The sequence below is a fragment of the Vibrio cionasavignyae genome, from assembly GCF_050337155.1.
GTDB lineage: Bacteria > Pseudomonadota > Gammaproteobacteria > Enterobacterales > Vibrionaceae > Vibrio > Vibrio nomapromontoriensis.
This window is the reverse complement of the sequence record NZ_JAKJSR010000011.1, coordinates 260,834-275,907: the sequence shown is the minus strand read 5'-3', so window position 1 is coordinate 275,907 and position 15,074 is coordinate 260,834. Positions and strand designations below refer to the sequence as shown.

Annotated in this window: 10 protein-coding genes; 9 read left to right on the top strand and 1 reads right to left on the bottom strand. The window is 44.5% G+C overall.

All coding sequences use genetic code 11. The features are described 5' to 3' along the window. The first annotated feature begins 514 nt into the window (after nucleotides 1–514). From L4D74_RS06935 to L4D74_RS06905, 7 genes are all read left to right on the top strand, one after another. The gene (locus tag L4D74_RS06935; RefSeq protein ID WP_428751396.1) at nucleotides 515–2,185 is read left to right on the top strand and encodes a sulfatase family protein; all 1,671 of its coding nucleotides are present in this window, start codon (nucleotides 515–517) and stop codon (nucleotides 2,183–2,185) included. 420 nt (nucleotides 2,186–2,605) lie between these two features. Then, a complete protein-coding gene (locus tag L4D74_RS06930; RefSeq protein ID WP_428751567.1) occupies nucleotides 2,606–3,574 on the top strand; it encodes an AAA family ATPase in 969 nt (322 codons plus the stop codon). Continuing rightward, nucleotides 3,571–4,500: a DUF58 domain-containing protein gene (locus L4D74_RS06925; RefSeq protein ID WP_428751395.1), complete on the top strand. Its 930-nt coding sequence runs from the start codon at nucleotides 3,571–3,573 to the stop codon at nucleotides 4,498–4,500. Before L4D74_RS06930 ends, L4D74_RS06925 begins: the two co-directional genes overlap by 4 nt. Beyond that, nucleotides 4,490–4,948, top strand: coding sequence for a DUF4381 domain-containing protein (locus L4D74_RS06920; RefSeq protein WP_428751394.1), 459 nt, complete (start codon nucleotides 4,490–4,492; stop codon nucleotides 4,946–4,948). Before L4D74_RS06925 ends, L4D74_RS06920 begins: the two co-directional genes overlap by 11 nt. Beyond that, complete coding sequence (locus tag L4D74_RS06915) at nucleotides 4,942–5,910, top strand: VWA domain-containing protein (protein WP_428751393.1); 969 nt, start codon at nucleotides 4,942–4,944, stop codon at nucleotides 5,908–5,910. The genes L4D74_RS06920 and L4D74_RS06915 overlap by 7 nt, the downstream gene beginning before the upstream one ends. Further along, the gene (locus L4D74_RS06910; protein ID WP_428751392.1) at nucleotides 5,903–7,744 is read left to right on the top strand and encodes a VWA domain-containing protein; all 1,842 of its coding nucleotides are present in this window, start codon (nucleotides 5,903–5,905) and stop codon (nucleotides 7,742–7,744) included. The genes L4D74_RS06915 and L4D74_RS06910 overlap by 8 nt, the downstream gene beginning before the upstream one ends. A gap of 5 nt (nucleotides 7,745–7,749) precedes the next feature. After that, the gene (locus L4D74_RS06905; protein ID WP_428751391.1) at nucleotides 7,750–9,021 is read left to right on the top strand and encodes a hypothetical protein; all 1,272 of its coding nucleotides are present in this window, start codon (nucleotides 7,750–7,752) and stop codon (nucleotides 9,019–9,021) included. A gap of 142 nt (nucleotides 9,022–9,163) precedes the next feature. Here L4D74_RS06905 and L4D74_RS06900 read toward each other — a convergent pair whose 3' ends face one another. Further along, entirely contained in the window at nucleotides 9,164–10,597 is a 1,434-nt protein-coding gene (locus tag L4D74_RS06900) for a hypothetical protein (protein WP_428751390.1), read from the bottom strand. 380 nt (nucleotides 10,598–10,977) lie between these two features. On the opposite strand from L4D74_RS06900, the gene bglX reads away from it, so the two are divergent. Next, complete coding sequence (bglX, locus tag L4D74_RS06895) at nucleotides 10,978–13,362, top strand: beta-glucosidase BglX (protein WP_428751389.1); 2,385 nt, start codon at nucleotides 10,978–10,980, stop codon at nucleotides 13,360–13,362. Nucleotides 13,363–13,420: 58 nt separating this feature from the next. Further along, a complete protein-coding gene (locus L4D74_RS06890) occupies nucleotides 13,421–15,073 on the top strand; it encodes a sulfatase family protein (RefSeq protein WP_428751388.1) in 1,653 nt (550 codons plus the stop codon). Nucleotide 15,074 lies beyond the last annotated feature (1 nt).

The following is a 15,074-nucleotide window of genomic DNA, read 5'->3' as shown; positions in this document are numbered from 1 at the left end:
AGGAATCGGTCGGTGGTTAGTCATATTATTTGGTAAGGAGTAAAGAAGTTTAAGAAACGTTTCTTTTTTTCGTCTGTTTTAGTTGAATTTTGGGTGTTGAGGTTTTAGGTGAATAAAATCAACTAATTAAAGGTTGCTTTTGCGTGTGGATACGTGGCGGTTGCAACGGTTAGCTTAGGGGGGAGTGAATTGCTTGTTTAGTATTGTTGATACAGAAAAACAGGGATGAATTACTACTTATAAAGGGTTTCAGCGTGTGCTTGTCACAGTTTAGACGATATAAATCCAATTTGACTTGTCGAAAGGTTTCTACTGTGTCAAATTCATACTTAATTTAATGATTTACTATTTTATCGAGTAACGCTTTTATTGGTATCGAGAAGGACGCTCATACGAAGACGGAATTACCTTCGATAAGTATTTTAGTTCGTTGGTTCGTGAAAGAACCTGATTATTGTATTAGGCAAAGACTATGAATTTTAAACGCTCGATCCTTTCAAAAGGAATGGGTCTCATGCTTGCGACTACTGCTATGACAGCAGCGGCAGCCCAAGAGAGACCGAATATTCTATTCATTTTTTCGGATGATCATGCTAACCAAGCGATAAGTGCTTATAACCCTACACTGGGTCATACTCCTCAAATAGACCGCATTGCAGAAGAGGGAGCAATCTTTGAGCGCACCTTTGTGACTAACTCAATCTGCCAACCCAGCCGTGCGTCGGTTATGACGGGCAAGCATTCTCATAAAAATGGTGTTCTCGATAATAGTTCTCGCTGGAATCCTAATCAGGTCATCTTTCCAAAGATTATGGAGCAAAACGGTTATCAGACTGCATTGTTTGGAAAATGGCATATGCACCCAACGCCGGTTAATGAATTCGGTTATTCACTGGTATTAAATGGTGCAGGTGGACAAGGAACGTACTATAACCCTGAATTCATTGATAATAAGGGCAAAAAACAAGTAATTGAAGGCTACTCAACAGACTTGATCACGGACATGTCTCTTGATTGGTTAGAAGAAACGAGAGACGCAGATAAGCCGTTTTTGCTTAAGGTGCAATATAAAGCGCCTCATACACCAAGGCGTCCACCGGCTCGTCACATGAAAACGTTTATCGACCATAATTTCCCAACTCCAGAAACGTTATTTGATGACCACAGTACACGTGGCGAGCATGCTTCAAAAGCGTGGATGCAGCTATATGGTATGGGGCCAGTTGGTATTAATGCATTTCCACCTGCGCCGTCTACTCCAGAAAAAGCACGAATTCGTGAGGAGTGGATTAAGTCGATGCCAGATCGTGAGCGTCGCCAATACGAGAAGTTCTTAAATGAACTTAATGAAGAGCAGTTAGCTGCTTTCCACGACGCATACGATGACGTTAACGTTGATTACTTTAAAAAAATGCAGGACCCAGTGTACAAGCGTCGCTTTGGCGATGTGAGCAGAGATCAAAAAGTTGCGCGTACTGAATATATGTATCAGCGTTTCATGCGTGACTACATGGCTACGGTTATGACCATCGATGAAAACGTGGGACGCATTTTAGACTATCTAGATGAGTCAGGCTTAGCTGAGAATACGATTGTGGTTTATAGCTCTGATCAAAGCTTCTTTATTGGGGAACATGGTTGGGCAGAAAAACGCTACATGTATGAAGAGGGTTTTAAAATGCCATTTATGATCAGATGGCCAGCAAAAATCAAACCTGATCAACGTCCACAAGCGATGATTCAAAACATGGACTTTGGACCGACATTTTTAGACGCAGTAGGGCTTAGTGCACCAGCAGAGATGCAAGGTAAATCCTTTCTACCGGTCTTGTTAGGTAAAACGTCCGATGCAGAGTGGCAAGCAGAGCGCCCAGTTGTTTATTACCACTACTACATGGAAGGTGGCCACAACGTTCCTCGCCATGATGGAGTGCGTAGTGACCGTTACAAGTTGATTGATTTTTACTCTCAAAATGGTGGCGAAGGCCTGTTTGAATTGTACGACCTGAAGCTAGATCCTAAGGAAGTGAACAATGTCTATGGCTCTGATAAGTACGCGGAAGTGCAAAAGGACATGATGGCTGAGCTTGAAAATGCTCGCAAACGATATGAAGTACCTGAAGACTATTTTGAGCCACCGTACCCATACATGAAGCGTTCTGAGCGTAGAGCGCTTGGTTTGTAGCGCTTAAATGACAGGAATACATCGCAGTTAGGGGCGCTACACGCCTCAAAACATAATGTCATATCAATGATGGCTGTTTATAAAGGCTTAGCGAGGACGCTAAGCCTTTTCCCAATCGTAATTACGTTCTGTAAAGCAAATGTAGATTCGGAATACACACTAAATAAAGCACTATTCACGTCGAATGAGTCCTAAATATAACCTGTTTAGTGTCTATTGTTTGCGCGTCAGTGACGTCTCAAGTATTGGCTAACCGCATCAGGTTTCGTGACAAGATATATGGTCTTACTTGCGATTTTTGGTTATCGAGCCACGAATCTATTTGGTTAGCGCCCCTAACGTGTGCACGATTGATTAACGCGCTTAATAGATAAGGCGCTTTTATTGAATAATGTTTCTATTGATATTAGTGAGACTATTATGTCGAGTGAAAAGATATTTGCTACGTTCTCTGTACTGACTCGTTATCTTGAAACCCAGGTGATTGGCCAGCATGAACTGGTCAGGCAGTTAGTTGTCGCTTTGTTGGCAGATGGGCATATCCTTGTTGAGGGACCACCAGGGCTGGCAAAAACACGTGCTGTTAAAGCGTTAGCTGAATGTATTGAAGGTGATTTCCATCGATTACAATTTACCCCTGATCTCCTGCCATCTGATTTGACAGGCACCGATATTTATCGCCCCGAAACCGGGGAGTTCCAATTCCAATCGGGCCCGATCTTTAATTCATTAGTGCTCGCGGATGAGATTAATCGCGCACCAGCGAAAGTGCAATCTGCCATGCTAGAGGCAATGGCGGAGAAACAAATTACCGTCGGTAAGCATACTTACTCGTTACCCGAGCTTTTCTTAGTCATGGCGACACAAAACCCAATTGAGCAAGAGGGGACTTACCCACTTCCTGAGGCGCAACTCGACCGATTTTTGTTGCAGCTAAACGTAGAGTACCCAAATCACGAGAGTGAACGGGCTATTTTGCGCCTAAATCGTGGTGAAGCGTTAGGCAGAGTTGCAGAACCTTCGGTCTTGCTTTCTCAAGAAGAGGTCTTCGCGGCACGACAACAGATCCTTTCTTTGCATATGGCGGAAGATGTTGAAGAGTATCTGATTCGGTTAGTGATGGCGACGCGTGAACCTCAGCGTTATGACGATCAGTTAAGTGCGTGGTTACAAATGGGGGTAAGCCCTCGCGCAACGTTGGCACTTGACCGATGTGCAAGAGCAAATGCTTGGTTATCCGGCCGTGATTTTGTAACGCCGGAAGATGTGATGATTGTGGCTTATCCCGTTTTGAGACACCGCATAATCCGTAGTTATGAAGCGCAAGCAGAAGGTATCTCCGCGGATAAAATTATTCAAACTCTACTAGCACTGGTCGCGGCGGTATGATGTTACCTGCCCATAGTAACGGTTATGACCTGTGTTTAAAGGAATTACTTCACTACCGACAGGCGAGCGTGCGTTGGATGCCACCGGCACGGAGCATTTGGTCACACCTCAGTGGCCATCACCCAAGCCCTAAAAAAGGGCGAGGGATGGATTTTGCTGAGGTAAGACCCTATCAAATCGGTGACGACGTTCGAAGTATCGACTGGAGAATTACCGCGCGAACGGGAAAACCCTACACCAAGCTATACACCGAAGAATCTGAACGTCCCACTATGCTGGTGGTCGATGTCTCTACTTCGATGCAAATGGGGACTAAGTTACTTTATAAGTCTGTGCAGGCTGGTCACCTTGCTAGTTTGTTATGTTGGCTTTCTGTCGCGCAAAAGGATCGAATAGGGGGAATTATATTTAATCAACATGAGGTAAAAGATTGTGCTCCCGTTGCTCGTCAAGACGGGGCATTACATCTTTTAAATGCGTTGATAACGTTACACTCGACGCCCGTAGAGCCTCACCCCTCTTTACAACATTCAGCACTTATTTTTGAGCGAGTATTGGAGCAGTTAACGCGCTTATGCCCAAAAGGGAGTGATGTTATTTTTATTAGTGATTTCTTGGGACTTTCACCTCGCGCTGAAAATGTCATGTTACGGCTAGCGAAGCACAACTCGCTACGACTTGTGCATATTTCTGATCCCATTGAACAAGGTGACACGAGTTTTAGACAGCAAGCTTGGGTTGCGGATAGCAGGGGGTATTGCCGAATTAATTTTGCTAAATCCTCCCATCGAGAGTCGTTAAAGCAAGACTTTGAGCAACGACTTACACATTTAGCTAGTGTTTCTAGGCGGTTGCAGGCTTCACTCTATCGGTTGTCGTCAGGAGAGTCATTAGTGGACCAATTAGGAGGGCTTCATGACAAGTGACGTCCATTTAATAGAGTTAGCACCTATTGAAATACCACTTGAGCCGAGTATTTGGCCGCTTCCTATCTCGGTTTGGTTTCTGCTCTTACTAGTGGTTGCGGCAGCCCTGTTTTTTTGGAGAAAACGTGCGCGACGTCCTCGTGCCCAAGTTGAGGCGATGTGTGAATTATTCATAGTTGAGAAAACCAAGAATATATCTGAACTGAATCAATTACTGCGGAAAATTTCCCTGACAATCGCAAAACGTGAGGAAGTAGCAGGGTTACACGGAAAAGCGTGGTTAGATTGGCTAGATAATCAGCTTGATCAGCCTTGGTTTACATCAATAGAAACGGAATGGCACCATGCTTTATTTGCCTCTATTCCACTTAGTGATGATCATTGGAAGGGCTCTATTGAGCGAACGAAAGCTTGGATTGAACAACTCGATTGGAGTCGCCAATGTTAGCCCTAGAGTACTGGTATTTGGGGGCACTATTACCCTTAGCTTGGCTCGTGAGGCGTTGGTTGCCGCATTGTTCGCCATCAATCGAGTTAAGACTTGGTAAGCTACCAAGTGGGTTTATTACAGGGCGTCAGCAACAAAGAATACCTGCTTTACTGATGACGGTTGCATGGTTGCTTATCGTTATGGCATTGACTCGACCCACGTGGCTTGGGGAGCCCGTTTTTACGTTTACAGAGCATAGAGATGTGATGCTAGCGGTGGATCTATCTGGGTCAATGTACATTGAAGATATGAACGGAAGCCAAGATGAGCCAATTAGCCGTTTATCGGCTATGAAAAGTGTATTGGCACAGTTTGTAAGCCAGAGACAAGGAGACCGACTTGGGTTGGTACTATTTGCTGACCATGGCTATTTGCACACGCCATTGACGCTAGATGTCACTAATTTGGAGCAGCAGATCTCGCAGCTCAGCATTGGCTTAGTGGGGTACATGACTGCGATCGGTGAAGGCTTAGCGGTTGCCACCAAGACGTTCTTAGATAGTGATGCTTCGCAACGCGTGTTGATACTGCTGAGCGATGGAAGTAATACGGCTGGAATTATCGATCCCAAAGAGGCAACTCGCCTGGCAGATGAGAGTGGTGTCGTGATCTACACCATTGGCTTGGGCGCGGAATCAATGCTGGTTGAAACCGCCTATGGTGGCATGGAAGAAACTAACCCCTCACATGACTTAGACGAGGCGCTACTCACTGACATTGCCGATATCACGGGAGGGCAGTATTTTAGGGCTCGAAACCAGCAAGAGCTCAGTAATGTTTATCATCTGATTGATGAACTAGAGCCGATAGCAGAAGCTGAGTCGGTATGGCAACCAAGAGTTGAGCTGTATCCATACCCGATTTGCGGCTTTTTGCTTGTTATGTCTTTGCTATTCATCTATAGGAGGCGGCATGGTTAGTTTCAATGAACCGCTTTGGTTAGTGGGTTTGCTAGTGCTTCCCCTTTGTTATTTCTTAAAACATAAAACGTACGCGACGGGATTGATAGCACCGCATCTTGTTAGGCATCAATTATCAAAAAGTAAAGATATCTTGAAACCATTGGTTCTGGTTGGTTGGCTAATTTCGATGGTCGCTTTGTCTGGCCCCAGCTGGCGTGAAGACCCCCAGTCGCCAAGTATCGATAATCAGGCAAGAGTGATGGTGGTTGATATGTCTTATGCGATGAATGCGACGGATATTTTACCTAGTCGTTTTCAACAAGCATTTTACAAAACGACAGACTTAGTGTCCTCATTCACACACGGTTATACTGGCGTCGTCGCTTATACCGACCAAGGGTTTACTATCAGTCCACTAACGCATGATAAAAATACCGTTTTGACTCAGTTGCAGTATTTATCGCCTGAAATTATGCCTTCGCAGGGTAAAAATGCAGCGGCAGGCGTAAAAGAAGCGATTCAGCTTATGACGCAGGCCAATATTGTTTTCGGTGATATTGTGTTAGTGACTTCAGGTATTAGTGAGCGTGAGCAACAAGCAATTCAAAGCCTATTCAAAAATAGTCATTTTCGGTTGTCTGTTTTGGCTGTTGCCACTCCAAAAGGCGCTACGTTTATTGATAATGATGGTGCACTCGTTCGTGATAGTAACGGCATAGCGTCCAGATCCATTCTGGATCCAATACTACTGAATCAATTAGTCAAACGCGTAGGAGGCATTTATGTCGATTACCAGGCGACAGATAGAGATATTATACAGCTACATCAATTCATAGCGGACCATGAAGGGCAGGATTCAATGGAGAGCCATAGTCCTGTGTCTGCACCGTTGTTGAATGATGGCTATTGGTTTATTTGGCCTTTAGCGCTACTACTTCTTGCAGGGTTCCGTCGAGGTGTCTTTTTTTCTGTCGTGATACTTGGTGCATTACCGATTGAGAATGCTCATGCCACGTTCTGGCGTAACGACGATCGTCAAGGCTATGAAGCATTTCTAATCAAAGATTATGAAGAGGCGTTTATGTCTTTTTCAGATAATCGCTGGCAAGGCGTTGTATTGTATGAAAAGGGTGACTTTGAAGGGGCGGTAAAGGCATTTTTAAAAGTTGATGAGCCAGAAAATGACTACAACTTAGCGAATGCACTAGCAAAACTAGGTCAGTATGAGAGGGCTGCCGAGTTGTACAGGGCGGTGCTGGTGAGAGATTCTAAGCACGCAAACGCGACCGCCAATTTGAACGTTGTGGAAGCGGCTATCGACAAGCAATTAGAGCAGTCAATAGAGGAACAAGAGCAAGACAACGCTGAAGGGAATTCAGACCAACAAGAATCTGGAGACAGTGAAGGTAGCGAAGAGCGAGAAGACGATGGTGGGGAAGATGGTGAGGATCAGGGCGATGACAGCTCACAAGAACAAGGGGAAAATGATGATTCACATGAAGGGGCTTCATCAGCATCCTCAAATTCAGCTCAGCCCAATGAACAGCCAGAACAAAATGATGTAAGTGATGAGCTTAATAGTCAGTCGTCTGGTCCTCAACAAACGCAAAATGACGTTGGAGATTATGCGGCTGACATTTTTGGTATGGGCAGTATTGATGATGACTTTGGGACGCCAACAGAAGCTGATTTGCAAGCCATTGAACATCAACTCGCCGAACTAGGGGAGATTGATCCCGTAATTAATAGACTGTCACAGATAAAAGTCGACCCCAGTCTGCTATTAAGAAATCAACTTATTCTACAAGCTCAAGATAATCCACCGTCATCACCACATCCGATTGAATGGTAACTCCCATGAAAAAATATGCGCTTTATTTAATTACTTGTTTATTGGCTGTTGCCCCTGTGTTTGCCGATGGTGGGACAGCGGGTCAGCGTTATACCGCAACTTTATTGGAACAAGAGGAAAGTGGCCAAGATAGTATTTTAGTTCACTACACTCTCTCAAATCGTCTTTTGTATCCGAATAGTGAAGTCATCTATACCTTTTTTGTTGAGTCATCAGCAGATATTCATTTGTCGAGTGTGCTTCCCCCACAGGCTGAAGGCGTCACAGTGAGAAGGGTAAATCAAGATCATGACTACTATTTTGTTGGTAGCCAGCAATATAGAATTTCTAGTTATCAATTTGCCTTATCAACGGATCTTGTTGGTGAATTTGAGTTGCGTGGTGCATCGGTTATTCATCGTAAAGTTGATGATATGGGGGCGGTACAGCAGGTCGCACTCGAAGCGGAACCGTTAGTCATTACTGGGCATGACATCCCATCAAAATATCGTGGTTTATGGTTGCCGTCTGATCAAGTTACGATTGAGCAGACATGGTCGGATCATCGATTAGAGATCGAAGTCGGTGATGCAGTCACTAGAACCGTGACACTTTTTATTCAGGGGATAGGGATAGATCAGTTCCCTACATTGGAGATTCCTAACCCTAGCACCGTCAATGTTTACAGCCAGCCTGTTAGCTTTAAGGAGCGTGATGGGGGGACTAGCATGACGATAGAACAAACGCTGGTTCCAAGGCAAAGTGGCGTGCTAGTGTTGCCCACACTTTCAATTCCATGGTTTAACCTGACGAATAACACCATACAAACTACAACAGCAGGGGGCGTTGAATTGAATGTGACGTCTTCTATGGTGAGTTCTGACAGCGATGAATTCATAATACCAACGACTTCTGACTCTTTTGTTAAAGATTGGCGAACGGTTGCTGGTGCTGTGACGCTGTTGTGGTTGATGACATTAATGGTTGCTTATCGACTCCATATAAAAACAAAACAATGTAGTTCAATAAAAAGCGAATCACGGACAGCGACACAGAATAGCCTTTATCAATCCGTTTTAAATGATGAGCCTCAGAGAGCCGCGTATTTCTGGACTCATGAAAAGACGGAGATAAAGTGTCTCTATGATTCTGAATTTAACCAATACATTGCTGCGTATTATTCAACTGATGTGTCTGAGCGCAAGGAAGCGAGGTCGTTGTTATTGAAGGCATTAAGAAAAAAAGCCAAACCAATGAGTATCGTTAATGACAACGCACTCTCTACGCTAGTGCCATAAGTTGTGTGTTGGAGGGTAATTGATAGACAGCGGATAGATATCAAGAGCTATCTCATGTGACATATCCCCATTGTTACTCTTTCCAATATCGTAATTTATGCTATTAGAAGCGCAACAATGGGGGGACTATTAAGAAGACATATTATAAGTCACGACAACCCACATCGTCGCAAATTCCATCCGCGATGAACGTGCTGTACATGGAAGTTACCCCGGCCCAAGCTTCGTTTCCTAATGATTTCTTTATGTAGTTTTTGACGCCTTCTTGTAAGTGTGGTGCCATGAAAGCACCCACAAACATTCCTTGATCAAGGCTAATTAATCGACGTCTTACTTCGCCATTGATATTAATAGCATCGTACCAACCATACTCACCAGCTATTTGGGGATGGTGACGTTCGATATTGAGCATGAGTTCAATAGCATGCTGCTGGTTTAAAATCGAGTATAAAGCACTGGCGTGAGGGGTTCCCACGTCTTCTTGAACGGTGTTTATTTCATTTCGATGAAAATGCTCGCTCATCGCATCGATGCCATATTCTGAGTAACCACCTTCGATCGTTGCGGATGAAGATAGAAAAGGAATATTATGCTGTTTGGTATAGTCTATCTGTGTCTGAGTGGCATGATCAAACAGTAGTGGTTGCCCAACCAAATAGTGCTCGTTAAACCAAATGGATGGCAGCAAGGCCTGAAAATATGCGCCTTTCCAAGTGAGCATCGGTTGTAATATTCGTCCGTCATTTGCGGCATAGTCCGCTTGATATAAACGCATTGCGTTGAATACGGTTTCCGGGATGGGCTTGACGGTTTGTTGCGTTAATAAGTGAGCCCAAATGGGGGCGAGTCGACTTTCATTTGATTTTCTATCGATATAATAGCTGGTGATACCAGGCTCGCCGCTATCAGGCAGCTCATCCCTATAGCCCCCACTTAGTAGCCCTTTTTCCTCATCATAGAGTGCAAGCCATGCTGTTGAAGAATGTCTTATTAGAGCATCAAAACGTTGTGCCAGGCTTCTGAGGTTTGGATCAGTATTTGTCCAATAGGTGCCTGCAACCGCTGCCATAGAGGTGATCAGGTTTGCTGAATCAACAGCAGAGGCAACGGCCTTGGGAAGTTTGTTAATTTGGCCATCAGATTCAATTCTATACATCCAATAGAAATTGCCTTTCCACTTCGGCATCGCTTCCATTATTTCAATAAGATCAAATAACCGCTGGCGAGCCTTATCTGACCCCGCTTGTTCCATCTCGGTGAGCACGTTGAGATACAGGCCGAGTGCCGTTACGTTTAGGCGCCCAGTCTGCTTTTTAATTAAGGTTCCGTTTTCATCAAAGTTAATGCTATTAAATGGAACTTTAGCTGTCGTACTGACCCCCACACCGTCTTGGAAAAACTGCAAGTTACTCGTGAGTTGCTGTTCAAAGCCGGCAGGGTACAAGCTTTGAGAAACGTATATATGATCGATCGGGTCGGGCCGTGTTGGGTGTGATGAGTCAACCGAATCGGTACTACATGCGAGTAGCGTCCCAGTGAGAATGGATATACCAAAAGTCCTGTAATGGATTGTCATAGTAAACCTAATTGTAGATAAGAAATGATGTCGAATTAGAGTGATGTAGTAACACAACTGTTCCCATTATGTCTATCACTAGCAATAGAAACGTTTCTAGTTTGATTTTTGTGGGATTGATCGTGTTTGTTAGCGTTATATCATGACTTACATGCGCTAAATCTCACTTTTAAATAACAGCGTTGTCGAAATGTTTCGAGTTGCATTAAAGTGACGATATTATTTGATTGGGGCGGCGCTGAATTTCTGAGTCAGGCACGAAAACCAATTGGTTTTCATCGGCATATTAGGCGTATTTGTCCCGGTTTTTTAGAAATGCACCCTCCTTCAAAGCGTGGGGGAAGTGCACTTTCAATGAAATCAAACGGATTGGAAAAGTTATGAGATCAGTATTTAAACCGACATTTTTGGCGTTAAGTTTATCGTTAGGAGGCTATGCAGTGGCAAGTACAACGATGTTTAAAGATGTAATCCAAGTCGAACAGCAAAGCCCGGCCTCAAAAGTGCATTGGAAAGATGATTCACAGGAGATGAATAAGTTCATCGATGACTTACTTAATGAGATGACACTAAAGGAAAAAATTGGTCAGCTTGATCTGCAAAGCGGTTTTCGAAATACGACGGGACCCTTTATCAATGAATCGTATGAGCAACAAATTAGAGATGGGCAAGTTGGTGCCATTTTTAATGCCTATGGTGCAGAGTTTGGTCGTCACCTGCAAAAAATAGCGGTAGAAGAAACACGCATGGGTATTCCTCTAATTGTAGGGCATGACATTATTCATGGTCATAAAACCATTTTCCCCCAGTCTATTGGTGAAGCCGCTACATGGGATTTGGATGCAGCAAAAATTAGCGCGCAGGTTGCCGCAAAAGAAGCCGCAGCGGATGGGATCATGTGGACTTTTGCACCGATGGCAGACCTCGTCAGAGATCCTCGTTGGGGTAGGGTCTCTGAAGCGTCGGGTGAAGATGTATTCTTATCTACTGCAATGGCGGTAGCCCGTGTTCAGGGATTTCAAGGGGATGACTTGAGTGAACCTGACACGGTAATGGCAACAGCGAAACACTTCGTTGGCTACGGCCTATCGCAAGCTGGGCGAGATTATCACTCAACGGACGTTTCTGAGCATGAGCTTTGGACGACCCAGATGCCTCCTTTTAAGGCGATGGTAGATGCGGGTGTCGGCACCTTCATGACGGCGTTTAATGATCTGAATGGCGTTCCAGCTTCGGGCAGCAAACGACTGTTAACCGAAGTGTTACGTAACCAATGGGGCTTTGAAGGCTTTGTGGTTACCGACTACACCGCTATTAATGAATTGGTACCACACGGTTATGCTCGCGATGACAAACATGCCGCAGAAATCGCGTTCAATGCGGGTGCGGACATGGACATGGTTGGTCAGCTGTATATCGAACATTTAGAGTCGTTAGTCGCAGAAGGTAAGGTGTCCGAACACGCGGTTGATAAGTCAGTTCGTTCGATTCTTGAAATGAAATGGCGACTAGGGTTATTTGAAGACCCATATCGTTACAACGACAAAGAAAGAGCTGCTCAAGAAATACTTAGTATTGAAAACCTTGAAGCCGCAAGAGATGTGGCCAGAAAGTCGTTTGTGTTGTTAAAGAATGACAATGATGTTTTACCACTCAACACGAAAAAGATCGACTCAATCGCTTTGATAGGCCCCCTTGCAGACAGTAAAGCCGACATGATTGGTAATTGGGCGGCCGCGGGAGATCGTAAGAGTGATCCTGTTTCTGTGCTTGATGGCTTAAAAAGCCGTTATGGAAAGGACATAAAAATCCACTATGCAAAGGGGGCAAGCAACGAGTACTTGTCGACTCAGGATGAACTGGATTCTTTAGAAGGTCTAACGGTTCCGCGTATTCATAAAGAAGATCCTCAGTTGCAATCCGACCTTAATGCCGCTATCGCAGTGGCTGAAAAGTCTGATGTGATTGTGATGGTTATGGGAGAAGACCAGCGTATGTCGGGTGAAGCGGCAAGCCGAGTGGAACTAACGTTGCCTGGCAATCAACAAGAAGTAATGAAAGCGCTGAAAAAACTCGGTAAGCCGATGGTGCTTGTCGTGATGAGTGGACGACCAAACGATTTACGTTGGGCCGATGAAAACGTCGATTCTATTTTGCATGCATGGTATCCAGGGACGGCTGGTGGTCATGCTATTGCTGATGTGTTATCTGGCGATTACTCGCCTTCAGGCAAGCTACCCATGACATTCCCACGTTCAGTCGGTCAAATACCGATTTACTACAACGCGAAGAGCACTGGTCGTCCTTATAAAGCTGATAACCCAAATCAACGCCAAGAGCATTATAAGTCGCGTTATGACGATTCACCGAATACGCCTTTATACGCATTTGGTCATGGTCTAAGTTATGGTCAGTTTGATTATGCTGATCTGGAATTGAGTTCGGATTTCTTAAGCTCTGAAAAAGACTTACAAGTCAGCGTCAAGGTGACAAATTCTGGTGATTTCGCTGGCGAGGAAGTGATCCAACTCTACACCCGTCAACATGTGGGTTCGATTACTCGCCCAGTAAAAGAGCTAAAAGGTTTTCAAAAAGTTCATTTTGAAGCCGGTGAAAGTAAAACCGTGTCGTTTACGCTCTCGACCGATGACCTCGCATTCTATCGCGCAGATATGAGCTGGGGTTACGAGTCGGGCACGTTTGATGTCTTCGTAGGAACGGCGTCAGATAACGTTCAGCAAGCCAGTTTTTCTATTACTCATTAATCCATTACTTATGAACGAGTGAGCCTGCCTTGGCGGGCTCTTTTTGAAGGAACAAACGATGAAAAAGTCGGTATTGTCAGGTTTGGTTGTAGGGGCGTTATGCTCAGTTTCAGTGCCCGCCGTTGCGGCTGATACGCCTATCTCAGTTGAGAGCGAGCGTCCAAACATTCTTTTCATTATGTCTGATGATCACGCAGTGCAAGCTCTTAGTGCTTATGGGCACCCTATATCTAAGCTTGCGCCTACCCCCAATATTGACCGAATTGCTGAAAACGGGGCAAGGTTTGAGCGCTCTTACGTGACGAACTCACTCTGCGGCCCAAGCCGTGCGGCGATGCTAACAGGTAAGTTTGGTCATGAGAATGGATTTACCTACAACGGCCAAGTATTTGATGGAACCCAATTCAATTGGGTGAATACCTTACAAGATTCGGGTTATACCACTGCAATGATTGGTAAGTGGCATATTAATCGTATTCCTAATGGGTTTAAGTTTGATCATTGGGATATTTTGAATGACCAAGGCGAATACTATAACCCCGATTTTATTACGCGTGACGGTGTCACTATGGAGATGGGCTATACCACCGATATTATTACCACCAAGTCGTTACACTGGCTTGCTAATAGCCGTGATAAAACTAAACCATTTGCGTTATTGATGCACCACAAAGCCCCTCACCGAAATTGGATGCCAGCACCAAGACACACACAAATGTTTGAAAATACAGAATTTCCACTGCCAGAGAACTTTTTCGACAATTACGATAATCGACAAGCGGCGAGTAACCAAACGATGACCATTGCACATCATACTCAAGACGGACATGACTTAAAGATGACCGTTGCTGAAGACAGTGGTGAATGGCGTGAAGATATTTGGCCTCACCTTCTAGCCCGCCTTACTCCTGAACAAAGAGCAAAATGGGATGCGGCCTATCAGGCGCGTAATGATGAGATGAACCGTAACGAAGCCAAATGGACCGAACAGGAAATGGCGGAATGGAAATACCAACGTTATATGCAAGATTATCTCGCGACAATCATTGCTGTCGATGAAAGCGTTGGTCAAGTCCTTGATTACTTAGAAGAGACCGGCCTTAGCGACAATACGTTGGTTGTCTATACCTCAGACCAAGGCTTTTTCCTCGGTGAGCACGGATTTTATGATAAGCGATTTATGTATGAAGAGTCTTTTTCTACACCGTTAGTGATGCAATTACCGGGGGTAATTGAGAAGGGTATTGTGATTGATGAATTGGTGCAAAATATCGATTATGCCCCAACGTTTCTTGATATTGCGGACGTCAAAATTAACGAAAAATTGCACGGTCAATCTCTTAAACCATTGCTTGCTGGTGAAGAAGCAACAGAGTGGCGAGAGGCGTTGTATTACCACTATTATGAATTCCCAGGATTCCATGATGTTGCTAGGCATTATGGCGTATCAGATGGACGTTATAAGCTTATTCATTTTTATAACCCAAATGATGAGTGGGAGTTTTATGACTTATCCGTCGACCCTTCTGAAATGAACAACGCGATTGATTCTCCTGAGTATCAAGTTGAAATAAAGCGCCTCAGAGAGCAGTTGACGAATTTGCAAAAACAATACGATGTGCCGCCAATCGAGGAGTGGAAAGACGCTGATTTAATGAGGCAGCCTAACCCTTCGCTCGAATCTTTGTTTCCCGACAGTTTTCAGCAATAAC